A 21,779-nucleotide genomic window follows, 5' to 3' on the forward strand; every position below is an offset into this window, starting at 1 on the left:
AAGTAATATGGAGCAAACATTAACAAAACGAGTTATTATGGATCCTGATGCACCAAACCGTTCAACAGCAATAGTGAACGGAAAATGTTCCAACGTGCTCAATTGGGATGATGTCGCCTACCCGTGGGCATATCCAAAATATAAACGGATGCTCGCAAACTTTTGGACACCTTTTGAAATTAATATGGCTCAAGATGTGAAGCAATTTCCTGAGCTTTCAGAAAGAGAACAGGACGCATTTTTAAAAATTATCGGCCTCTTAGCTTTATTAGACAGCATTCAAACCGATTATGCCGGAAAAGTTGCTGATTATATTACAGACTCGAGCATAAACGCCTTAATGATTTTGCTCGCTCAGCAGGAAGTGATTCATAACCATTCATATTCGTATATTCTTTCAAGCATCGTGCCTAAAAACGTACAGGATGAAGTATTTGAATATTGGCGGAACGAACCGGTTTTAAGGAAGCGAAATGAATTTGTCACCAACGGGTATAAAGCATTTGCAGAAAATCCGAATGTGGAGAATTTGTTAAAATCGATCGTCTTTGATGTCATACTGGAAGGTTTATTTTTCTATTCCGGTTTCGCATTCTTTTATAATTTAGCCAGAAACCAAAAGATGGTAGCCACTAGCACGATGATTAACTACATTAACCGTGATGAACAAATACACGTAGGTTTGTTTGAAAAAATTTTCAAAGCGGTGCTGAAGCAATATCCTGAATATGATACAGATGAACTGAAACAATTCGTTTCGAAAACATTTATGAAAGCAGCCGAGCTGGAAATCGAATGGGCCGGTGTAATTATCGGCAATGACATTGAAGGCCTGCATTTAAAAGATGTGGAGAGCTATATTAAATTTTATGCGAATTTCCGTGCCAATCAGCTGGGATTCGAACGTCCTTTTGAAGGCTATCGGACAAATCCTTTGAAATGGATACGGGCTTACGAAGAAGTGGACTTAGGAAAATCAGACTTCTTTGAACAAAAATCGAGACAATATACAAAAGTCAACACGATTGATAACGGCTTTGATGAGTTGTAAAAATTTACGTTCTCATGATAACGGGCAGCAGAGACTGCCCTTTTTTATCTGCTGCCAAACCAAAAGGAATGCTATGAATGAATTTTTCGATAAGCAAATACTTTCTTTTAAAAGAGCTTATCTTTTTGGGAACCTAAGCATCCCATTTTTCCATACCGTGGTATAATATGTGCGGAGGGATTCTATGTTAAAATCAACCTTGATCATAATGTCAATTTTGTTAGTAACAATTCATTTCGCTATTCTATATTTTTGGATGTTTGATTGGCCAAAATTAGCTACAAAAACAGGCTTTATAAGTTGGTTTGCCTCGATTCTATTAGGCATCTTTGTATATTTTTCTTTTCAAACTTTCAGCAGATGCGACAAAGCTGCTGTCGTCATCAGAAACATATTGTTATATTCAACTTTACTGACCATCTTTTTAGCTTGTATTGCGTTCATTATAGAAGCAATTACAAAGGCGATGCCCTAAAAAGAAATATAGTTTTCACGAAGATTAAGAAAATCATATTGGCTAAAAAGAGCTATGTTGTTTTCCACCATTGCGAGGTGAAGATAATGATTTATTTATTAGTCGGTTTGGGCGGGATAGCAGGTGCCTGCCTTCGATACAGTGTCGGCCTATGGACTTCCAGCTTTTGGACCGGATCTTTCCCAGCAGCGACACTTTTAGCCAATTTGGCTGGAAGTTTTCTTTTGGGATGGTTGACTGAATATGTATTTAAAATAAAAGGATTTCCTCCCCATTTTGCCGCAGCGATCGGTACTGGCTTAATCGGGTCATTCACAACATTTTCAACCTTCAGTTTTGAGAACATTCAATTGATGATTGCCGATAAATGGGAAACAGCCATTATGTATACATTGTCAAGCTTAATAGGCGGTTATTTATTTGTTTCGTTTGGTTATCATCTTGGCCGAAAAATGCTTTCCCAGCACAACGCACGAACGGCCGATCATGAATAGGAGTGAAGAGTAATGCTTTTCAACTTTATCGTTGTAGGAATCGGAGGTTTTTTAGGAGCTAATGCCCGCTTGATCGTCACCAATTGGATTAAAAAGAAAAGCAATATGAAGTTCCCTGTCGCGACATTTATTATCAATGTCAGCGGATCTTTCCTGCTCGGCCTTTTGATCGGCATGAATATTTCAGAAGCATATCTACTGTTATTTGGAACGGGATGTTTAGGAGCCTTTACCACCTTTTCTACGTTTCAGCTTGAAAATAAACAGCTGTTAACAGAAAAACAAAAAACAGTGTCCATTTGCTATTTTCTTTCAAGCTATGCGTTCGGTCTTTTGTTTGCCTTTCTCGGCTTCCAACTAGGCGCTATATTTTAAAAACTTATTTGAATCATATTGTCATGGTTTGATTTTTTCTTTATAATACAGATTGTCCAGCGGGATGTAGCTCAGCTTGGTAGAGCACCAGCATGGGGTGCTGGGGGTCGCAGGTTCGAATCCTGTCATCCCGACTCTGTAAATCTCCTAAATCATCATTTAAAATCAAAAACGCCGCTTGAGCTTTTTCAAGCGGCGTATATTTTGAATTACGTCTTTTTAATCCCTTTCCTCAGTTTAATTAATTTATATAAGTTAATCACAACCGTTTTGGTTACAGCATATGTTGGAACAGCCAAAATCATCCCCAAAATTCCCGCGATATTTCCTGCAACAAGCAACAAAATAATAATGGTCAACGGATGTGTATCAAGCCTCTTGCCGATAATAAACGGAGAAATCACATTCCCATCAATTTGCTGAACAATTGTCACGACAATAATCGCAAGAAGTGCTTTAAAAGGTGAATCGAGCAAGCCGACAATAACGGCCGGAGCAGCCCCAATAAACGGACCTAAATACGGAATAATATTGGTGATTGCCACAGTTATTCCAAGCAGCAAAGCATACGGCAGATCAATGATTAAGTATCCGATAAACGTAAAGAGCCCGACAAACATGGAAACAAGCATTTGTCCTTGAATATAGGTAGATAAGGTTTCGCCTGTTTCCTTTAAGATAATCATAACTTCATCGCGGAAATCACTCGGAAAAAACTTTACGACCTGATGCGGCAGCTTATGTCCGTCCTTGATCATATAAAATAAAATGAACGGCACCGTGACAATAATGAGTGTTATATTTGTGATAACGCTGAAAACGGACTGAACGCCATTCGTAATATTATTTGTAATTCTCGATGCATATTGCGTAATGGTGCTCTCAATTTTTTCAATGGAAAAATAATCTTGCGTCAATACCCATTGGAACCAGCTTGTTTGATACAGGTTTTCAATGATTTCTCTCGTTTTTGTTATATAAAAAGGAATGTTTCGAATTAAATCATTAAACTGCTTAACAATCGTAGGCCCTACCAATCCGATGGCGATCGAAATTCCGCCGATAAACACGATATACAAAATCAAAATGGCCAGCACTCTTGGAATTTTTCGCTTTTCAAGAAAGCCAATAATCGGAGCAAACAAAAAGTAAAGAAAACCGGAAATAATTATAGGAAAAAACAAAGTAGTTATAAAGATCACAATGGGCTCAAAAAGAAAAGATATTTTTGTGCTGAAATATAAGATCAAAATGATCAAAAGTATTTCTAACGTCCAAAAATGAAGTTTTGATTTAAACAAAATGCTTGCCTCCCGCATCCAATTTTGCAACATTCGTTCCAATATTTAGAATATCATGTATTTACATATTCTAAGCAATTTTTTTCAATCCTCCTATTGCTTCTAATCCAAATTTTCCGCTCAAATTTAAGGAAAACCTTTTTAAATTTTTATGTTAAGCTTTATAATGTTTGCTCTTCGCAATGTTTCAAACAAAATCACAACAACTGGACCTAAGAATAAACCTAATATACCGAGCATCTTTAGTCCAATGAACATGCTGATCAAGGCGGCAAGAGGGCTTATTCCCATGTTGGTTGACATAATTTTCGGTTCGACAGCACGTCTGACGACAGTGATCACAAGAAATAAGACGACTAATCCTATTCCGAGATTGGTTTGCCCCTGGCTAAATGCATAAATAGCCCAAGGAACCAGCACCGATCCTGTTCCCAATATTGGAAGGATGTCAACAACCACGATAATGATCGCCAAAATCAAGCTATAATCCACACGAAGCAGCACCAACCCAATATAAGCTAGTATAAATGTCAGTAAACTTAAAATAACTTGCGCCTTAATAAAGCCGAAGCCTGCTTTATAAAGATCATTCACAACATATTTTATTTTATTTCTCGTTTTTTCTGTCAGCATGGTCTCGAGCGAAGCCCATATTTTCGGCAGATCCAAACTGATTAAATAAAGAGCAATCAAGTAAATCAGCGCTTCAATGAAAAAGCCGGGAATGCCGGAAACAAATAATATGAGCGATTCCATCAATTGCTTCACAAGACCGTCAACTGCATTGACAGAATTATTAATGGAAATTTCAATAGACGTCATGACACCTTCTGGAAGGGAAGCGGAATAATTTTCCCACGTATCAAGAAGAGGATTAATAAAATCATGATTGAATTTTCTAACATATAAAGGGATATTTTCTATAAAACTCACAAAGTTTGTATATATAAAGTTTATCAAACCAAAGCCTAGAATACATAATAAGAGTAAAAAAACAACAAAAATGAGCAAAACTGCATAAGGTCTTTTTATTTTAAATCGATTTTGGAGAATGCTGATAGGCTTTTCAAGTACAAGAGCTGTAAGCAGCGCAAGCAATATCGGGATGCTGAACGGTATTAGTATAAGAATGGCAATACCAATGATGATAAGCGGAAGATACTTTTTCATTTTCAATACATCATTCTCCTATCTATTCTATACTCAAAATCATCATGTTATCCTTATTATATCGTGGATTTTCCATTTGAACTATTGAAATTCCTTATTATTTTTATAAATTGTTATTTGTTCGACATTTTGCAAAACACATTTACTTCAGTAAAAAAAATACTAGACAAATCGCAATTTGACCAATATAATCAAATTAGAAAAACGGAATAAGAATAAAAATTCCCAAAGGGGAGTAGCTTAACAATAAAGTCGTCATTTCGTGGAGGAATCCACCGGCTTTATTGAACAACTGGATGTTGTTAGCGAGACCTTTGCCATAAAAATGGCAAAGGTCTTTTTGCATCTTAAAACAATTTTTGGGAGGATGATTTGAGTTGCTGCTTAGAAAATATATGTCCAAAATCGGAATAGGCTCTGCAACAGTCGATCTTGTACTGGATAAAGAAACGTATTCTCCAGGAGAAAAAGTAACAGGCACGCTCTACATTAAAGGAGGCACTATAACTCAAAAGATTAAGCAGCTGCAATGTGATCTTATGAAAATAAACAATCAGGCTGATCAGCAATCAATCGCCTCCATTACGTTATTCGCTCCTGACATAATCGATCCAGCTGATTGCGCAAAAATTCCTTTTGAATTTGTTTTACCAAAGCATCTTCCCGCAACAACAGACAGTTTAACATACCGTTTTAAAACAACATTAGTGTTTGAAGAAGGAATCGATAGTCTGGATCATGACACAATACAAATTTTAAAAAATAAACCTAGTGGAGGGGAAAACGATGAGAAAAATATGGAAAAGAATTCGGTTCATTTATAACTTTCGTTCATTTTTCCCTTTTATATTTGAATTTTTCTTATCGAAGGAGGTGAATAGGAAAAAAAAGCTATTCTCGATCGCTTTCATAATTGGATATTTCCTGTTGCCGTTCGATGCAATACCAGATTTCCTGTCCTTAATTGGAATTGTGGATGATGTCGTTATATTTACTTTTATCATGCAGCAAATGATCAAAATGGCTCCGAAGGAATTACAGGAAAAATATTGTCTTGCATAACAAAGGATAAAAACATCGAAATGAGTATAAAATATTTGAGGAGTGATAAATATTGGAACTATTCTCACCTGAGTTTTTTTCAGCATTACTTTCGATTGTTATCATTGACCTTGTTTTAGCTGGTGATAATGCCATTCTAATCGGTTTAGCAGCTAGAAATGTGCCGAAACACCAACAAACAAAGGTCATTATATGGGGGACATTTGGAGCGATTTTTATCCGGGCAATTGCGACGCTTGCGGTTGTTTGGCTTTTAAAAATCCCTGGACTGCTATTAGTCGGCGGAATTCTTCTCCTTTGGATCGCCTATAAACTTCTCATCGATAAAAAAGAACATAACGTCGATACCGGGAATAGCTTTTGGTCCGCTATGAAAACGATCATTGTAGCAGACGCTTTAATGGGGCTTGATAATGTTTTAGCGGTTGCCGGTGCCGCGCACGGATCGTTCCTTTTAGTCATAATCGGATTGTTAATTTCCATTCCAATCGTTGTGTGGGGCAGCACGCTCATCATCAAATGGATTGAACGGTTCCCAGTTATCGTGACAATTGGGGCTGCCGTTATTGCCTTTACAGCAGCCAAAATGATCGTAGATGAAAAATTTCTAAAAGGCTTCTTTGAAGAAAACCCGCTTCTAAAATGGGGCTTAACCATTATTCTTGTTGCAGGCGTTATTTTTGCCGGATATTTAAAAAAGAAAAAAGCTTCCCCTGTGGAAGCAAAAGAAGAAGCATCTTAAAAAATGATGCTGATACCGTTTTTCCTAAAGCCTAAAAACAAATTCCGTGGGGCTGTCTAATAAGTCGATTTTCCGGCTTATAGACGTCCCTTTAATGTTTTAGCAATGTTGATATATCAATGTTTATGATGTTTCGTTTTCAATGGATTTTGACTTTCTGGACAGCCCCATCATTACAAATATTTTCGATGGACATTCCGGCCGTCAAAATTAAATAAAACAGGTTTATCCTCAATAATCGTTTCTAAATGGACACCTCTCCCCCAAAGCTGATAAATGTATGGAAGCACCTTTTCAAGGTACTTAATATCAAGTTCAATCCCTTCATACCAATGTTTTAAATATAGTTCGCCGTTTTTCATATAATCCCCATCCATTACCGTAATGTACGGAAAACCGCCATTCACCCTCATGCTTACGAGCTGATCCCGCACTTTTTCCCAATCTTTATCAACAATTTTATAGTCTTTGCCTTGTTTTTGAAATAAGTACATGTCTTCCCGCATAACAAGATCTTTTGTTAAATAGTTGCGAAGAAATGAAATATCCGATTCAATTTCCCGCACCTCAAACAGCTTTTCCCTGCCCGAACCGGGTTGAATTCCCCGCTTTTTCATTTCCTCGGTCGGATTGTTATACCTTTCTTCGATATCCTCAAATATTTTTAAACCTAAATAATAAGGGTTAATGCTCGTTCTTGACGGCTGTACGACACCCGCATTTAATTTAGCATATTCAATTGCTTCATCAGAGGTCAAATCCAGCTCTCTCATGATCCGCTGGTGCCAATACGTCGCCCAGCCTTCATTCATTATTTTTGTTTCAAGCTGAGGCCAAAAGTATAGCATTTCCTCTCTCATCATTGTTAAAATATCACGCTGCCAGTCTTCAAGCTCCCGGCTATACTCTTCGATAAACAAAAGCACGTCTTTCTCCGGTTTGGGAGGGAATTTTTTCTTTTTCTTGATTGTCTGTTCACTTTTTTCTTTTTTTTCTCCTAAAGACCAGAGATCATCATACGGTGTTTTGTATGTCTTAAGCTCTTCTTCCTCATCAACATCATCCAAGCTCCAAGAAAGTTTTGTCCGAACTAAAGACGGATCAATATGTTCTTGGATGGATAAAACCGCGTCTAAAAATTTTTCCACTTCTCTTTTTCCATATAAAAGTTCATATTTCTTGATTCTTTCCGCTGTTGCCGCCATGCTTTCGACCATATCCCGTTTCGTATTACTAAAGCGAATATTGTTTTTAAAAAAATCACAATGCGCGAGGACATGTGCAACAATTAGTTTATTTTGAATAAGAGAATTAGTATCAAGCAAAAAGGCATAACAAGGATTTGAGTTAATCACCAGTTCATAAATTTTACTAAGACCTAAATCATAATGGAGCTTCATTTTATAAAATTGCTTTCCAAAGCTCCAATGGGAGAAACGAGTCGGCATTCCATATGCACCAAATGTATAAATAATATCAGCTGGACAAATTTCATATCTCATCGGATAAAAATCAAGACCAAACCCCTTTGCGATTTCTGTTATTTCTTCAATTGCATATTGAAGAACTTTATGATCCTCCTTGTTCATTGTTCATCCCCCTTCTTTTTCCTTACAACAATTTATGAAAACAAACGGGAGATGATGAAAAACATTTTGAACGTTGTGTCAGATTGCACTATTTCCATTTCACATCTTGAACTGCCTGTCACCAAACGAAAAGCAAAAAAGGGAGACATTCCTGTTCAAAAATACACAATCTTATAAAAAAAATGGTGCCTTCTCACGGCACCAAATATTAAAAACTTTTTTGGAAAAACTACATTAAATGGTCGAACCTTCAGGCTGCGCAATTTGTAGAGCTGGTCCAAAAAATTCGTAATGAATATTTTCAAAAGCAACCCCCAGCTCCTTTAAATAATTAATGACTGCTTTCATAAATGGCACAGGGCCGCAAATAAAATAATCTGCATTTTCAGATATGAATTGCTTAAGAATGTCTTTAGTCATATAACCTGTATGATTGGCGCTTTCTTGACGTGACGGCTCCGTATAACAAATAAAGGATGTTCCATTTGGCAACCTGTTCATTAACTCTTTTACTTCCAAACGAAAAGCATGAACATCTTCATTTTTAGCAGAGTGAACAAAACGAACCGGTCTAGAAGGATTTTCTTTTGCTATTGTATTCAGCATGCTCATAATTGGCGTTACTCCAACACCGCCGCTGATGAAAACAACCGGCGAGTTTTGCGTGACATCCAATGTAAAATCGCCAGCAGGCACGCTAATATTAAGCTCATCTCCAATTTGAACATCATCGTGCAGGTAATTCGATACGACCCCTTTTGGTTGATCCGGTTCTGCCTCACGTTTAACAGAAATTCGAAAATATTCTTTGCCAGGAGCGTCTGATAAGCTGTATTGACGATTCAGCAAATATTGATGGCCGTCTATTTTTACTTTTACGGTAACATATTGTCCGGGCAGGAATGATGGCAATACAGCATTATCTTTCGGTTTTAGGTAAAACGATGTAATAACAGAGCTTTCTTTTACTTTATCTACAACAACAAACGGCTTAAAGTCTTTCCAGCCACCTTCCATATTTTCAGCGTCAGCATACATTCGTTGCTCCAATTCGATAAATACGTTTGCAATTTCGTTATAAGCTTCTTCCCACGCAGAAATAATTTCATCTGTTGCTAAATCGCCTAACACTTCTTTCATAGCTGCTAATAAATTTTCGCCGACAATTGGATAGTGTTCTTTTTTAACCCCTAAGCTTCTGTGTTTATGAGCAATTTGCTTCACAGCTGGCAAAATCGTCTCCAATTGATCAATGCGCTCGGCAGCAGCATAAAGTGTGGTTGCTAGCGCTGTTTGCTGTCTTCCTTTCTGTTGGTTTGTATGATTAAAAATATTTAATAACTCCGGATGATTGGAAAGCATTCGTTTATAAAAATGACTTGTGATTTCTGTTCCTTGCTTAGCTAAAACTGGCACGGTGGACTTTATAATTTCAATAGTACGTTCGGATAACATAAATTTGCACTCCTTTGTTTTGAAAAAAAGATGTATTTTATATATATCTTTAAAATAGTTGATCTTCGTCTTAAAAGCAATATTTTAAATACATCTTTTGAAAAGATGTCACATTTTTGAACCTAAATTATCCATCAGTGTATAATGGAGCTAGTACGGACAAAGAGAGGGAGGCCAATGCGTCTTACAAACTATACTGACTATTCGCTCCGTGTGCTCATTTACATTGGCACGAAAAACCGAGAGGAATTATCCAATATTAAAGAAATTGCGGATGTGTACGGCATTTCAAAAAACCATTTAATGAAGGTCATTTACCAGCTTGGGAAAAACGGGTATATTGAAACGATTCGAGGACGAAATGGCGGTTTCCGTTTAGCACGTCCTGCATCCGAAATAAATATTGGCGATGTGGTCAGAAAAACTGAAGAAGATTTCCATCTTGTCGAATGTTTTAATGAAAAAAACAGCGAATGTGTGATCACATCCGCCTGCAGGCTGCGCCATGTTTTCCAGCAAGCCTTGCAAGCTTATTTACAAGTGCTGGATCAGTACACACTCGCTGATTTAATCATAAATCAAAACGAATTGAAGCATTTGTTTAATGTGAAGTAGAAAAAAGCCTTAAATGGTCTTTCGTTTTTTGAATGAGGCATTTATACATTTGTTTTGAAAGAAACGGCTGTTGTTATGTCCAACATTTGCAACGGTACAAAAAACCGATTTATTCATACAATAAACATAACTCCTTTTAGGGAGGGATGTTTATTATGAATAAAATGGATTACGACAAAGCATTATATTACACGCACCGTTCGCAATGGGACAATTTGATTATTTTAATGGTGCGCACAAACGACGATTTTCTTTCCAAAAAAATTGAGCATTTTTTACACGCTTATAATTTTGAACACGATTATCAAATTATTGAGCATAAACTATATGCTTTACTTCGTTATATTGACCATGCATTAGAAAACGTAACAGAGGTTGAACCGGAAATCGCGCTGAAATAGTTTCCAGAAAGGTGACTCAATAGTTTAAGCAACCTTTTTTCAGAAAAGTTATTTCTGAAAAATGGGGTTGCTTTTTCTTTCTGTTTTAGTCGTTTAAGTTATTGCTTCAATGCTGAAAGCGGCGATCGTTTTTGCCGAAAGCCCGTTTTTTCAGGAGCCTTTTTTCATGGCTATTGATCCGCTGCTATAATCGGCTATCAACTTTGCCAAAACTCGGGACTTAGCCCGCTTTTTTAAGAGCGTAAACGAAAAAGCGAGGGTGGAAAAACGTCTTGTTTTTCTCCCTCGCTCTTATTTTTAAGACTTATTGGACAGACTGAAGGGATCTCAATCGAAATGGAGTTAAGCTTTTTTAACTGTCAGAATATCATTTACTTTTTCCATTACGGCATTTATTAATTCTTCCAATGCCTTTTCACTATTATTCAGTGAATCGGCCTGAACAGCAAAATAAAATTTCACTTTCGGCTCGGTTCCCGAAGGCCGCAAACAGAACCAAGATCCGTCTTCAAGGAAATATTTCAATACATTTGATTTTGGCAAATCAATTGTTTCCTTTTTGTTCGATTGAAGCAATGTACGTTCACTTGTTAAATAATCCTCGATAATCGTAACCGTTTTACCTGCAATTTCAGCAAGCGGATTTTGGCGGAAAGATTCTAAAATTCGCTTAATCTGTTCTGCTCCGTCCTTACCTTTTAAGGTTAACGATTTTAACCCTTCTCTGTAATACCCGTATCGATTAAAAATTTCCATTAATCCGTCATAAAGTGTGAGCCCTTTTTTCTTATAAAATGCACATACTTCAACAGCTAAAACGGCCGCTTGAACGGCATCTTTGTCTCTGGCAAAATCGCCAATTAAATATCCGTAGCTTTCCTCATAACCGAATTGAAATTTGTATTGTTTCGTTTGTTCAAATTCTTTAATTTTTTCCCCGATAAATTTAAACCCGGTAAGCGTATCAATTGTTTTTAGTCCATATTCCTCCGCTATTGCGCGGCCTATTTCCGACGTAACAATCGTTTTTAGAACAACGCCATTTTCAGGCAGCAATCCTTTTTTCTTTTTCTCAGAAAGGATATAGTTGAGCAAAATCGCACCCGTTTGGTTTCCTGTTAACACAATGTATTCGCCTTTGTCATTTTTGACAGCAACTCCTAAACGATCAGCATCAGGGTCAGTTCCGATTAAAATATCAGCATCAATGCGTTTCCCTTCTCTTATCGCTAGCTCAAACGCTGCATGCTCCTCAGGATTCGGCGAAGCCACTGTCGAAAAATTTGGATCTGGAAGCTCCTGCTCTTTGACGACGGTTACATTTTGATAGCCTAATGATTGAAGAGCTCGTCGAACCGGTTTATTGGCTGTACCATGAAGCGGCGTAAAAACGACCTTTACATCTACTTCTTTTGCCAAATTAGGATTCAGTGAAATCGTTTTGATCTTTTCATTATATGCTTCGTCTATTTCCGCTCCAATGATTTTAATCAAGCCTTTTTGTTTTAAAATATCTTCATTTTCAACAGCAACTTCTAATTCATTTTCAACTTCATTCACTTTTTTGATGATTTCATCAGCTATTTTTGGAGGAATCTGACCTCCATCCTCTCCGTAAACTTTAAATCCATTATATTCCGGCGGGTTATGGCTTGCCGTTATTACAACACCTGAAAATGCGTTTAAATAACGGACAGCAAAAGATAATTCAGGAGTTGGCCTTAATTCATCAAATACATAAGTTTGAATACCATGCGTTGCGATAGTTTTTGCCGCTTCCATAGCAAATTGCGGCGATTTGTGGCGGGAATCGTAAGCAATTACCACGCCGCGTCTTTTGGCTTCTTCTCCAAAAGATTCAATATATCTTGCCAATCCCTCAGAAGCCTTGCGGATTGTATAAATGTTCATCCGATTTGTGCCTGGGCCAATTTCTCCCCGCATTCCTCCTGTACCAAACTCTAAGCTTTTATAAAAGCAGTCCTCTAATTCGAGTTCATTGTCTGCTTTTTCTAGTAATTGCTGTTTTAGCTCTTGATCTATATCTTCTTTCGATATCCATCGTTGATAATTTTCTTTCCATTTCGCCATAACTTAACACCCCTCCAGTTCCCCTTCTTTTTCTCTCCTGAAATATTTTATCACAAATTTTATGGAAATGAGATGATCATCCCTATTTTTAGAACTATTCGAAACAGCTTTTACATATTTTTCGCAAATGATCGTCTTTCCATTTCTCGAGTTATTTATAAATTTATGTATTATTTGTATCATTTGAAAAAAAACAAACCGAGCGACAAAGCTCTTTGCCACTGAACGGAAAAAAGAGCGCCAAACGGACGCTCTTTTTTCAGCAAGGCACTCCCATCCCGGGATTGCAAGAGGGGTTATTGAAGATCTTTTTCAGAAATGTTTGTTAATGCTTCTCCTGCCGCTTCATCAGAAGTCTTATTTGTTGCTAAATCTCCTAATGCGACCATGCCGACAACTTGATTATTTTCCACTACAGGCAACCGGCGAATTTGATTTTGTGCCATGATTTGGGCAGCTTCTTGCAGACTCGCGTCTGGACTACAGCATACAGGGTTTGTCGACATAACTTCTGCAACGGTTGTGCTTTCGTTTTTGCCCTGAGCTGTTGAGCGAAGCGTAATATCACGGTCTGTAATAATTCCTTTTAATTGTCCATTATCTGCAACAGGGATCGCACCAACATTATGCTGTCTCATTAACTGAGCAGCTTCCTGAACAGTTTGATTTGATGAAACGGAAATGACATTAGAAGACATGATATCGCGAATTTTATCCATAGTCTCACTCCTTTCGTTGATAGTTTGAACAATATGTAAAAATTTATGAATGATAATAATTCTTAGCTGATGTTTTATTGATTTCATCGCAAAATCATTTTTAATTCAGGGGAAATGTATTATAATGCCTTTAGAAAGAAAACAGAGAGGTTAGTTGGATGGATGATAAGCGAAAAGACAATTTGCTGTTGATAGGCTGGATCGCTTCTTTAATTTCTACCTTAGGAAGCCTGTATTTTTCTGAGATCATGCATTTCGAACCATGTAAATTGTGCTGGTTTCAAAGGATATTTATGTACCCGCTCGTTGTTATACTTGGAATAGCTGTAGTAAAAAAGGATTACAAAATTGCAAGCTATTCCTTAACTTTGTCCATTATGGGAGGCATGATTTCCATTTACCATTATTCTATACAAAAAATTCCTTTTTTGGGGGAACATAGCCTCGCATGCGGAAGAGTTCCTTGTACAAGCGACTACATTAATTGGTTTGGATTCGTTACAATTCCTTTCTTGGCTTTAATTGGCTTTTCAATTATTTTCCTCACAAGCTTTTTCATTTTACGGCAGAAAGGATAACGTTTCCGTTATTTTCAGATTTTTCAAGAGGCGAATGATGCAAATTCTATAGACCAGCAAACAAAACCTTTGGATTTATAGCTTTCAATTATGTTTTTTTACCCATATTAAGACTTAATCGCAATCCGGCAAGTTCATGAGGTCTTAGAAAGATAAACATTTATTTTTTGCGGTTGCCGTCATTCCCGTCATTTATGAAAATCGGTTTACATTTTTTAGTGCAAAGGAACGAAAGGAGTGAATAACGGCGATACTTTCCCCAAAATTTTTAAAATTACGGGGTCTTCTCGCCAAATTATATGAAAAAACTGCTTATATTCGGCGGAATCATTATTGTACTGTTCGCGGCACTGGCAATTGTAACAAATTTGCAAAATAAGCAAAAGGCGGAAGGAAATCCGTACAAAAAGTCGAGCCTGCATCCTGAAACCGTCAAGCTGCTGGATGATCCAAATTATCAAAACATCATACTTCCGGATGAGCTAGAAACAAAATTAAATAATCAAGAAGATGTCATTGTCTATTTTTTCAGTTCTACCTGCCCGCACTGTAAAAACACAACACCGATCTTAATGCCTTTGGCAAAAGAATTAAATGTGGATATCTACCAATACAACCTTCTTGAGTTTGAAGAGGGCTGGGATGAGTATAAAATTGATGCAACTCCAACGCTTGTCCATTATGTAAACGGAAAAGAAGCCGATCGTATCGTCGGTTCACAGGAAAAAAGCGTTTTTCGAGAAGCGCTGGAAAATTGGACAAAATCAAAATAAGGAAAACCTGTCTTTTCATGACAAACATGGAAGCTGTAAATGCTTGCTTGGCAATATGGAACAATTGTCTGTCGGAGAAAAACAAAAACTTGCACAAGAAAGTTAAAGCCGCTTTTATTTCAAAAGCGGCTTTTTGAATAATCAAATTTTGTCAATCTTAACAGGAAAAGCGGACAGAATATCCGTATCTCCAATATTTAGAAATTTTGTTCATACTGCAATAAATCGTCTTCATACGCTTGGCTCCAGCAAAATGATGAATGATTTGCAAATCACTATCGCAAAATAATCAATTTATCCGGAAAGATTTCCAAACATATTTCTTCTTCAAGCTCACAAATGTATTTCCATTGAAGCTGAAGCATTTTTTCACCTTTCAAAAGCTGCTGAACAGCATATAGGAAAGGCTTGTAGTATTACCGATTTCTTATTTCTTACCTTTTAAAAAGTATCAGGATCAGGACCTATCCGCTCATTTTTATTGAGGGAATCGATTTTTTCCATATCTTCTTGAGATAGTTCAAAATCGAAAATAGAAGCATTTTCAATAATTCGATGCTCTTTTGTCGATTTTGGAATTGTCACGACCTCATGTTGAAGATCCCAACGGAGAATCACCTGTGCGATCGTTTTATTGTATTTTTCAGCAATCTCGGCTAAAGTTTCATTATCGAGAAGCCCACCTCTCATAAGCGGGGACCAAGCTTCAAATTGAATGTTTTGCTCTTTGCAATATTTTCTAAGTTCCTCCTGTGTTAATCTTGGATGAAATTCCACCTGATTAACCATCGGTTTAATCTCCGCACTTTGCAATAAATCCTCTAAATGGTGAACATGGAAGTTGCAGACTCCAATCGCCCGAACTCTTCCGTCTTTATACAACCGTTCTAATGCCTTCCATGTTTCTTTATATTTTCCTGAAACTGGCCAGTGGATTAAATATAGATCCAAATAGTCTAATCCTAATCGATTTAGGCTGTCATCAAACGCTTTTAATGTAGAGTCGTAGCCTTGATCGTCATTCCAAACTTTTGTTGTGATAAATAGTTCTTCTCTCGGTATTCCCGATTCTTTTATCGCAATTCCGACTCCCTCTTCATTTTTATAATATGCCGCCGTATCTATGCTGCGGTAGCCCGCTTTAATTGCTGATTTTACAGCTTGAATCACTTCTTCCCCTTCATTGACTTTATATACGCCTAAACCAAACCACGGCATTTTAACACCATTATGTAAAGTCACCGTATCTTGCAAGCTTTTGACCAACCAACTCCACTCCCTTTCTAGTTTTGGTGCATCACTTCTATTATGCATGATCCCTGTCAAAAAGTGAATATTTCGAAAAAATTAAATCATTTCAACAATATCTTCCACTTCCTTTAGCATCGCCTTTTTCGTATTTTCATCGACATAAGGAACCGAATAAAAAAACTTATGAGTGATTGTTTCAATCCCGCAAAAATTTAAAATACCGACATCAACGATTGTCTCCATTGATGCAATTAACTGATACGGCTTTAAATAATTTTCCGGATGAGATGTTGTTTGAAAAATAATCGCTCTTTTATTTTGCAAAAGCCCTTTTGCCCCTTCATCCGTAAACGTAAAAGCGAAGCCATTCGTGAATATTTTTTCGATATATCCTTTTAAAATAGCGGGCATGCCGTTCCACCATGTCGGATAAATAAAAATTAATTGTTTTGCCCACGAAAAATGCATTTGCTCTTCTTGTATCGCTTTGGATACGGCTGGATTGTGTTTTGTAAAGTAATCCTCTTTTAAGACAGGATTAAAGTTCATTTCATATAAATCCCGAATTCTAATTTCATGCTGCTTTTGCTGAAGTTTTTGTACAGTAGTCTGCAAGATCGCGTAATTAAAACTGTTTGGATTTGGATGGGCGTAAATAATCAGTGAATTCATAAAACTACCTCCAGACGATGTTACTTTTAGTATGAAAGTTCTTGTTAAACTTCATGCACGACAGAAAATAATGAATCCCCTTTCATTTTTCATAATTTTTGAAATGGAAAATAATTATAAAATAAGGTTGAAAGTTAGTTGGAAATTGATAAAATAACAGTAATCTAAATCTTTTTTTGAAAAGGTTGGGAATACTATTTGAGTACAAAAAAAACTTGCCGTTTTATTATTCATGCAACTGGAAAAAATGGAGAAACGTATTTAGCGACCTGTCAAAACAAATGGGAAGTAAAACAATGGATTGCAGCCAATCACTCGAAAGTAAATAAAAAAGAATTGAAAATCATCGACAAACAGAAAAAACAAATAGTAGCCAAAAACATTTTCATTGTGTCCACCGTTCTACTTGTACTTTATCAGCTTTATATACTTCTTTAGGGACATCCAGTCAATTGGCTAGATTTTATTTTTGATCATTTTTTGGACAATTTCTTTAGTATAATATATAGAGAATTTGTTCTTTATTAGGAGGAACTTGAATGGAAAACTGGATTACAGAATTTATGGAGCAATATGGCTACCTCGGAATTTTTTTAATTATTGCGCTAGAAAACATTTTTCCACCGATTCCGTCCGAAATTGTCCTTCCTTTTGGCGGTTTTATGACCACTTATTCGAACTTGACAGTTCCAGGAGTTATTTTGGCGGCAACTTGCGGCTCCGTTGTCGGTGCAATCATTTTATACGGCGTCGGTCTGTTGCTAGATGTTGAGAGGTTGGAAAAAATTGTTGACCGTTGGGGATACATATTGAAAATTTCAAAAGAGGATATACATAAAGCAGACAATTGGTTTGACCGTTACGGCATATGGACTGTGTTATTTTGCCGAGTTATTCCGTTATTGCGAAGCTTAATTTCCATTCCTGCTGGAATGTCCAACATGAATTTCGTTTTATTTTTGATTTTCACTACGATCGGTTCTCTCGTATGGAATATATTTCTCGTATCGGTTGGCGCGGGATTAGGAGAAGCTTGGCCTCTCATTACCGAATACATAGACATTTATTCAAAAATCATTTATGCTGTGATCGCCGTTCTTGTATTTGCTGCAATCATCATTTGGTATTTTTTTCGATTCCGACGCTCCAAATCATAACGCTTTGCCTGAAGCGCTGAAAAATAATATATGCACGTTTTTTATACTTTTAGCTCGCCTCAATCAAACAAATACCGCTCGCAATGATGATTGAGGCTTAGCTATTCCATTCATCGCTGATAAGCGATTATTTCCACTTGTCTGGCCGAATGAAAGGATATTGGAAAGCTGCTTCGAAAACGCGCTTTCCAATGATTTGTTTTATGCGTCATACAATTCAAACAATGTAGCGAGGCCCAGACCACCTGCGATTCCTAATGTTGCGATTGCCCGTTTGCCTCTCAATCTTTTCATTTCTGTGCAAAGCCTTGCAACAAGAATAGCGCCTGAAGCACCATAAGGATGTCCGATGGCAATAGCCCCTCCTCCCACATTCAGCTTTTCCAATGGGATGTTTAATTGCTTAACAGAAGCCAATACTTGAGAGGCAAAAGCTTCATTAAATTCGATTAAATCGATATCCTCCATTTGGAAGCCGGTTCGTTTCAGCAGCTGTTGCACTGCTGGAACAGGACCAATGCCTAAAAGGTTCGGATCGACACCTGCACTTGTACAATCGACAAATTTCAGAACGGGCAGAAGCCCAAGCTCTCGGCATTTTTTTTCAGACATGACAAGGACGGCACAAGCCCCGTCATTCAATGGACAAGAATTGCCAACAGTGACTGTGCCATTTTCTTTAAATATCGGCTTCATGGCACGAAGCCTTTCCAAGCTCAACCTTTTCCTTGGACATTCATCACGATCCATGCCATTTACAGGGACAATTTCACTGCTGAATCTGTCATTCTCCATCGCTTGAACCGCTTTTTGATGGCTGCTGTATGCAAACAAGTCCTGCTCTTCCCTTGAAATTTGAAACGCTTCCGCAACATTTTCCGCCGCTTCCCCCATTTCAGGATCACCGAACGACTCCGGCGAAAACCGTGCTCTCGTATAGATCTTAGGTGGCTTCATTTCATATAAAGATAAAGGTTTTTCAATTCTCCAAGGGGCAAGGCTTGTACTTTCGACTCCTCCGGCAATATAAATGTCGCCGGCTCCTGATTGGACAAGCCGGCAAGCGAGATTCACCGCTTCCAATCCTGATCCGCATTGGCGATCAACAGTAATACCCGGAACTTGATCGGGAAGCCCCGCTAAAAGGAGTGAGAGTCTAGCGATATTTCCTCCTGGACCGACCGCATTTCCTAAAATAACTTCATCAATTTCCTGCGGATCGATTCCGCTCTCGTCTACAATCGCTTTGATGACTGCAGCAGCCAGTTGTTCAGGGCGGACGTTTTTAAACATTCCCCCCATTTTTCCAATAGGCGTTCTTTTTGCCATAACAATGACAGGGATCGTCATTTTTCTTCCCCTTTCACAATGAATTCAAGTTCTTTTCGCGCAATCTTTCCGCTGGATGTATAAGGGAACTCGTCCACTTCATAAAACGTTCGCGGGCATTTATATAACGGGAGCTCAGATCGGCAATAGCGCTTTAATGCATTGAAGCTTCTATGCTGAGCTTTCTCTTTCCATTTAATAAATGCAACCGGCTTCTGCCCCCAATAATCGTCCTCTACTCCGATAACAACCGCTTCCTCAACCTCATCCCGTTCCTTCAAAACTTTTTCAATTTCTTCCGGATAAATATTTAAACCGCCGCTGATGAACATATTTTTCTCGCGTCCAACGATCGTTAGAAAACCGTTCTCGTCTAAGTACCCTAAATCACCAATTGATGCGCCGTCATCCTTCAATACATTTTTTGTTTCAATCGGGTTGTTGAAATACCCTGAAAATAATAAATTGCTGCGTACGACTACTTCCCCAACTTCATTAAAGGATGCTTCCGACCCATCTTTTTTTCTGATTGCTACTTCCACACCTGGAAAAGGAATGCCGACACTTTTTGGCGCTATTTTAAAAATTTCATCATCGACATAACTGACAAAGCTTAATTCCGATGCGCCATAAAACTCAAACAACTGTCCGTTCGGAAACTTTTCTTTTAACTGCTTTCTAGCTTCATAAGAAAGCTTTGCACCAGACGAAATGATTGTTACATTGTTCATTATGCATTTCTCTTCATTTTTCATCATTTGAAGCAAAGCTTGAATCATCGTTGGAACGCCATAAAATACAGTTGCCTCTCTCTTTAACAAAATATTGAATGTTTCCTTTTGAGAAAAAGCCGGGAGCAAATAAAAAGTCGCCCCGATATGTAAGGCGTGAACAGCCGCAAACAAGGACAACGAATGACATAAAGGGCCGGGAGCAATGATGACATCATTTTTTCCATATCCAAAAATTTGTTCTCCTACATTAAAGCTTTCCAGCCAGGATTTATGATTTCTCATATATCCTTTCGGTTTTCCAGTTGAACCTGAAGTAAAGCCGAGATAAAACAATTCTTCATCAAACTCTTCCCACTTCTCGTGATGATCCGTTTGGACATCTTTTTTTATTTCATCAATTAACATGACGTTCTCATGCTTTATTCCGGTCCTCTCCAAAAAATTGCGGCTTCCAATGCATATATCCAGCTGGCAGCTTTCCAATACATGCCGGATATCGCGCTTTTTCCATTTTGGATCAAAAGGAACAGCAATCCCGCCAAGTGTAATAACGGCAAAAAACACTTCTAAAAATTCTGAAGTGTTTCCCATTAATATGCCAACTTTTATATTTTTTTTGTTTGTCAATCGAATGAAAGCTGTTTGTATTTTTTTTATATTTTCGTACAGTTCATAATATGTAACCGTCTCTCCATTTATTTGTTGAATTGCCGGTTTTTGAGGATGTTCGTATGCAAATTGGCTAATGTTTCTCCCGATCCCCATCAGCTCACCCCTTAAGCAGCCTGTTTATTACGAGCTTTAATCAATGGATACGATTTTTGAATTCTTACTGCCAAAAATGCTGAAATCACCGCTTTTGTTAAATCTCCTGGAATATAAGCCAACGCCGATATGCTCGCACTTATCCAATTCATATTGGCAATCCAAGACAAATAAGAAATGCCGCATAAATAAACAAATAAAATACCACCAATTATATTAAATACTAACACTTTCCAAAATGCTAATTTTTCAAAATTCTTTTCAACTAAAAAACCTATTATAAAGGATGCAAAAGGCCAAGATAAAATATATCCACCGCTCGGACCAAATAATACTGCCAGCCCGCCTCTTCCGCCAGCAAGAATCGGTGCTCCGGCTCCTACAAGTAATACAAACAACAATAAACTGATAAATCCTCGTTTGGATCCTAACATTGCCCCTGCCAGCATCACACCCAATGTTTGAGCGGTGATTGGCACTGGCGTGAACGGAAGCGCAATCGGCGGTATGAGGCCGAGCACAGCAACAACAGCCGCGAACATTGATACTAATACCATATCATATAACTTCATACAAATAACTCCTTTCGAAAAAATTTTATAATCACATAATAGTTGAAATAACGATTTTTGTAAACCTGAAATTTATTTAAGTTTACATTAAAATGTTTTTTCATAAAGAAATGACAATTAGGCTTGTTCACGATACAATATTTTTATAATTGCTATTGAGGTGACTCTTGTGCCCGAACTAGAGCTGACTTTTGATACATTAATCATCGCCCTTTCACTGCAGATCTGCATACAGATCGGGCTAAACTTTTTTCATCGTTATGTCCGTACTGGTTATCAAATTTCTGCCAAAGCGAAATTTGAACAGTTCAAAAACAGCTTTTTTGACAGCATTTCAAGAGAGATCCCGTATTTCACTTTCCTTTTTCTTTCATTTCTTATAAAGAAAAGAAAGCGGAAAGAGGGACC

The 21,779-nt window shown here is 37.5% G+C and carries 24 protein-coding genes and 1 tRNA gene; 14 read left to right on the forward strand and 11 right to left on the reverse strand.

The window, feature by feature from the left end:
* Positions 1 to 7: 7 nt before the first annotated feature.
* The 5 genes from NSS70_RS16235 (at position 8) to NSS70_RS16255 (ending at position 2,529) form a co-directional block, all read left to right on the forward strand.
* A complete protein-coding gene (locus NSS70_RS16235; protein WP_063387272.1) occupies positions 8 to 1,051 on the forward strand; it encodes a ribonucleotide-diphosphate reductase subunit beta in 1,044 nt (347 codons plus the stop codon).
* Between the two features lie 184 nt (positions 1,052 to 1,235).
* Positions 1,236 to 1,526, forward strand: a complete 291-nt coding sequence (locus NSS70_RS16240; protein ID WP_340881965.1) for a hypothetical protein — start codon at positions 1,236 to 1,238, stop codon at positions 1,524 to 1,526.
* An 86-nt stretch (positions 1,527 to 1,612) separates the two neighbouring features.
* Positions 1,613 to 2,020, forward strand: coding sequence for a fluoride efflux transporter CrcB (gene crcB / locus NSS70_RS16245; protein WP_340881967.1), 408 nt, complete (start codon positions 1,613 to 1,615; stop codon positions 2,018 to 2,020).
* A 12-nt stretch (positions 2,021 to 2,032) separates the two neighbouring features.
* Positions 2,033 to 2,395, forward strand: a complete 363-nt coding sequence (gene crcB / locus NSS70_RS16250) for a fluoride efflux transporter CrcB (protein ID WP_063387269.1) — start codon at positions 2,033 to 2,035, stop codon at positions 2,393 to 2,395.
* Between the two features lie 60 nt (positions 2,396 to 2,455).
* Positions 2,456 to 2,529: transfer RNA gene (locus NSS70_RS16255), tRNA-Pro, on the forward strand.
* A gap of 75 nt (positions 2,530 to 2,604) precedes the next feature.
* Here NSS70_RS16255 and NSS70_RS16260 read toward each other — a convergent pair.
* Complete coding sequence (locus NSS70_RS16260; protein WP_066250881.1) at positions 2,605 to 3,696, reverse strand: AI-2E family transporter; 1,092 nt, start codon at positions 3,694 to 3,696, stop codon at positions 2,605 to 2,607.
* Positions 3,697 to 3,837: 141 nt separating this feature from the next.
* Positions 3,838 to 4,866 (reverse strand): sporulation integral membrane protein YtvI, encoded by a 1,029-nt coding sequence (gene ytvI / locus NSS70_RS16265; RefSeq protein WP_063387477.1) that lies wholly within the window; start codon positions 4,864 to 4,866, stop codon positions 3,838 to 3,840.
* Positions 4,867 to 5,243: 377 nt separating this feature from the next.
* On the opposite strand from ytvI, the gene NSS70_RS16270 reads away from it, so the two are divergent.
* Genes NSS70_RS16270 through NSS70_RS16280 form a run of 3 tightly spaced genes read left to right on the forward strand, consistent with a single transcriptional unit; the run spans position 5,244 to position 6,670 of the window.
* A complete protein-coding gene (locus tag NSS70_RS16270) occupies positions 5,244 to 5,690 on the forward strand; it encodes a sporulation protein (protein WP_063387267.1) in 447 nt (148 codons plus the stop codon).
* A complete protein-coding gene (locus NSS70_RS16275; RefSeq protein ID WP_066250884.1) occupies positions 5,653 to 5,928 on the forward strand; it encodes a YkvA family protein in 276 nt (91 codons plus the stop codon). Before NSS70_RS16270 ends, NSS70_RS16275 begins: the two co-directional genes overlap by 38 nt.
* A gap of 52 nt (positions 5,929 to 5,980) precedes the next feature.
* Positions 5,981 to 6,670, forward strand: coding sequence for a TerC family protein (locus tag NSS70_RS16280; RefSeq protein WP_066250886.1), 690 nt, complete (start codon positions 5,981 to 5,983; stop codon positions 6,668 to 6,670).
* A 173-nt stretch (positions 6,671 to 6,843) separates the two neighbouring features.
* Here NSS70_RS16280 and NSS70_RS16285 read toward each other — a convergent pair whose 3' ends face one another.
* Both NSS70_RS16285 and hmpA read right to left on the reverse strand, forming a co-directional pair.
* On the reverse strand, positions 6,844 to 8,259 hold the full coding sequence (locus tag NSS70_RS16285; RefSeq protein ID WP_063387264.1) for a SpoVR family protein: 1,416 nt from the start codon (positions 8,257 to 8,259) through the stop codon (positions 6,844 to 6,846).
* A gap of 234 nt (positions 8,260 to 8,493) precedes the next feature.
* Positions 8,494 to 9,714, reverse strand: a complete 1,221-nt coding sequence (hmpA, locus tag NSS70_RS16290; protein ID WP_339193257.1) for an NO-inducible flavohemoprotein — start codon at positions 9,712 to 9,714, stop codon at positions 8,494 to 8,496.
* 177 nt (positions 9,715 to 9,891) lie between these two features.
* On the opposite strand from hmpA, the gene NSS70_RS16295 reads away from it, so the two are divergent.
* Together NSS70_RS16295 and NSS70_RS16300 are read left to right on the forward strand one after the other, a co-directional pair.
* On the forward strand, positions 9,892 to 10,329 hold the full coding sequence (locus tag NSS70_RS16295) for an Rrf2 family transcriptional regulator (RefSeq protein ID WP_063387262.1): 438 nt from the start codon (positions 9,892 to 9,894) through the stop codon (positions 10,327 to 10,329).
* Between the two features lie 155 nt (positions 10,330 to 10,484).
* Positions 10,485 to 10,730, forward strand: coding sequence for a YhdB family protein (locus tag NSS70_RS16300; protein ID WP_063387261.1), 246 nt, complete (start codon positions 10,485 to 10,487; stop codon positions 10,728 to 10,730).
* Between the two features lie 342 nt (positions 10,731 to 11,072).
* Here the strand turns inward: NSS70_RS16300 and NSS70_RS16305 are convergent, their stop codons facing one another.
* Positions 11,073 to 12,821, reverse strand: coding sequence for a phospho-sugar mutase (locus NSS70_RS16305; RefSeq protein WP_063387260.1), 1,749 nt, complete (start codon positions 12,819 to 12,821; stop codon positions 11,073 to 11,075).
* A 296-nt stretch (positions 12,822 to 13,117) separates the two neighbouring features.
* The gene (locus tag NSS70_RS16310) at positions 13,118 to 13,540 is read right to left on the reverse strand and encodes a CBS domain-containing protein (RefSeq protein WP_063387258.1); all 423 of its coding nucleotides are present in this window, start codon (positions 13,538 to 13,540) and stop codon (positions 13,118 to 13,120) included.
* A 158-nt stretch (positions 13,541 to 13,698) separates the two neighbouring features.
* Between NSS70_RS16310 and NSS70_RS16315 the strand changes: the two genes are divergently transcribed.
* Positions 13,699 to 14,118, forward strand: coding sequence for a disulfide oxidoreductase (locus tag NSS70_RS16315; protein ID WP_063387257.1), 420 nt, complete (start codon positions 13,699 to 13,701; stop codon positions 14,116 to 14,118).
* A 299-nt stretch (positions 14,119 to 14,417) separates the two neighbouring features.
* Entirely contained in the window at positions 14,418 to 14,891 is a 474-nt protein-coding gene (locus tag NSS70_RS16320) for a thioredoxin family protein (protein WP_063387256.1), read from the forward strand.
* Positions 14,892 to 15,332: 441 nt separating this feature from the next.
* Here NSS70_RS16320 and NSS70_RS16325 read toward each other — a convergent pair whose 3' ends face one another.
* Together NSS70_RS16325 and NSS70_RS16330 are read right to left on the reverse strand one after the other, a co-directional pair.
* Positions 15,333 to 16,157, reverse strand: a complete 825-nt coding sequence (locus NSS70_RS16325) for an aldo/keto reductase (RefSeq protein WP_094244595.1) — start codon at positions 16,155 to 16,157, stop codon at positions 15,333 to 15,335.
* An 81-nt stretch (positions 16,158 to 16,238) separates the two neighbouring features.
* Positions 16,239 to 16,814 carry an NAD(P)H-dependent oxidoreductase gene (locus NSS70_RS16330; protein WP_327848599.1) on the reverse strand — a complete coding sequence of 192 codons (576 nt, stop codon included), beginning with the start codon at positions 16,812 to 16,814 and terminating at the stop codon, positions 16,239 to 16,241.
* 198 nt (positions 16,815 to 17,012) lie between these two features.
* Here NSS70_RS16330 and NSS70_RS16335 point away from each other — a divergent pair, with 198 nt between their 5' ends.
* Positions 17,013 to 17,252 (forward strand): hypothetical protein, encoded by a 240-nt coding sequence (locus tag NSS70_RS16335; RefSeq protein WP_339193259.1) that lies wholly within the window; start codon positions 17,013 to 17,015, stop codon positions 17,250 to 17,252.
* Positions 17,253 to 17,353: 101 nt separating this feature from the next.
* Complete coding sequence (locus NSS70_RS16340) at positions 17,354 to 17,971, forward strand: DedA family protein (RefSeq protein ID WP_117016936.1); 618 nt, start codon at positions 17,354 to 17,356, stop codon at positions 17,969 to 17,971.
* A 201-nt stretch (positions 17,972 to 18,172) separates the two neighbouring features.
* On the opposite strand, the gene NSS70_RS16345 is transcribed toward NSS70_RS16340, so the two are convergent.
* The 3 genes from NSS70_RS16345 to NSS70_RS16355 are packed head-to-tail and all read right to left on the reverse strand — an operon-like array spanning position 18,173 to position 21,371.
* Positions 18,173 to 19,321: a thiolase family protein gene (locus NSS70_RS16345; protein WP_130156496.1), complete on the reverse strand. Its 1,149-nt coding sequence runs from the start codon at positions 19,319 to 19,321 to the stop codon at positions 18,173 to 18,175.
* Positions 19,318 to 20,799, reverse strand: a complete 1,482-nt coding sequence (locus NSS70_RS16350) for an AMP-binding protein (RefSeq protein WP_340881972.1) — start codon at positions 20,797 to 20,799, stop codon at positions 19,318 to 19,320. The genes NSS70_RS16345 and NSS70_RS16350 overlap by 4 nt, the downstream gene beginning before the upstream one ends.
* 11 nt (positions 20,800 to 20,810) lie before the next feature.
* On the reverse strand, positions 20,811 to 21,371 hold the full coding sequence (locus NSS70_RS16355) for a biotin transporter BioY (protein WP_063387249.1): 561 nt from the start codon (positions 21,369 to 21,371) through the stop codon (positions 20,811 to 20,813).
* Positions 21,372 to 21,779: the final 408 nt, after the last annotated feature.

The sequence above is a fragment of the Aeribacillus sp. FSL K6-2848 genome (genome assembly GCF_038004325.1).
GTDB lineage: Bacteria > Bacillota > Bacilli > Bacillales > Aeribacillaceae > Aeribacillus > Aeribacillus composti.

Excerpts from the sequence above, each read along its gene's own strand:
- NSS70_RS16340 (WP_117016936.1), top strand. The coding sequence starts at position 17,354 with ATGGAAAACTGGATTACAGAATTTATGGAGCAATATGGCTACCTCGGA.
- NSS70_RS16235 (WP_063387272.1), top strand. The coding sequence starts at position 8 with ATGGAGCAAACATTAACAAAACGAGTTATTATGGATCCTGATGCACCA.
- crcB (WP_340881967.1), top strand. The coding sequence starts at position 1,613 with ATGATTTATTTATTAGTCGGTTTGGGCGGGATAGCAGGTGCCTGCCTT.
- NSS70_RS16330 (WP_327848599.1), bottom strand. The coding sequence starts at position 16,814 with ATGAATTCACTGATTATTTACGCCCATCCAAATCCAAACAGTTTTAAT.
- hmpA (WP_339193257.1), bottom strand. The coding sequence starts at position 9,714 with ATGTTATCCGAACGTACTATTGAAATTATAAAGTCCACCGTGCCAGTT.
- NSS70_RS16300 (WP_063387261.1), top strand. The coding sequence starts at position 10,485 with ATGAATAAAATGGATTACGACAAAGCATTATATTACACGCACCGTTCG.
- NSS70_RS16310 (WP_063387258.1), bottom strand. The coding sequence starts at position 13,540 with ATGGATAAAATTCGCGATATCATGTCTTCTAATGTCATTTCCGTTTCA.
- NSS70_RS16295 (WP_063387262.1), top strand. The coding sequence starts at position 9,892 with ATGCGTCTTACAAACTATACTGACTATTCGCTCCGTGTGCTCATTTAC.
- crcB (WP_063387269.1), top strand. The coding sequence starts at position 2,033 with ATGCTTTTCAACTTTATCGTTGTAGGAATCGGAGGTTTTTTAGGAGCT.
- NSS70_RS16345 (WP_130156496.1), bottom strand. The coding sequence starts at position 19,321 with ATGACGATCCCTGTCATTGTTATGGCAAAAAGAACGCCTATTGGAAAA.
- NSS70_RS16305 (WP_063387260.1), bottom strand. The coding sequence starts at position 12,821 with ATGGCGAAATGGAAAGAAAATTATCAACGATGGATATCGAAAGAAGAT.
- NSS70_RS16315 (WP_063387257.1), top strand. The coding sequence starts at position 13,699 with ATGGATGATAAGCGAAAAGACAATTTGCTGTTGATAGGCTGGATCGCT.
- NSS70_RS16240 (WP_340881965.1), top strand. The coding sequence starts at position 1,236 with ATGTTAAAATCAACCTTGATCATAATGTCAATTTTGTTAGTAACAATT.
- NSS70_RS16320 (WP_063387256.1), top strand. The coding sequence starts at position 14,418 with ATGAAAAAACTGCTTATATTCGGCGGAATCATTATTGTACTGTTCGCG.
- NSS70_RS16350 (WP_340881972.1), bottom strand. The coding sequence starts at position 20,799 with ATGGGGATCGGGAGAAACATTAGCCAATTTGCATACGAACATCCTCAA.
- ytvI (WP_063387477.1), bottom strand. The coding sequence starts at position 4,866 with ATGAAAAAGTATCTTCCGCTTATCATCATTGGTATTGCCATTCTTATA.
- NSS70_RS16355 (WP_063387249.1), bottom strand. The coding sequence starts at position 21,371 with ATGAAGTTATATGATATGGTATTAGTATCAATGTTCGCGGCTGTTGTT.
- NSS70_RS16285 (WP_063387264.1), bottom strand. The coding sequence starts at position 8,259 with ATGAACAAGGAGGATCATAAAGTTCTTCAATATGCAATTGAAGAAATA.
- NSS70_RS16275 (WP_066250884.1), top strand. The coding sequence starts at position 5,653 with ATGAGAAAAATATGGAAAAGAATTCGGTTCATTTATAACTTTCGTTCA.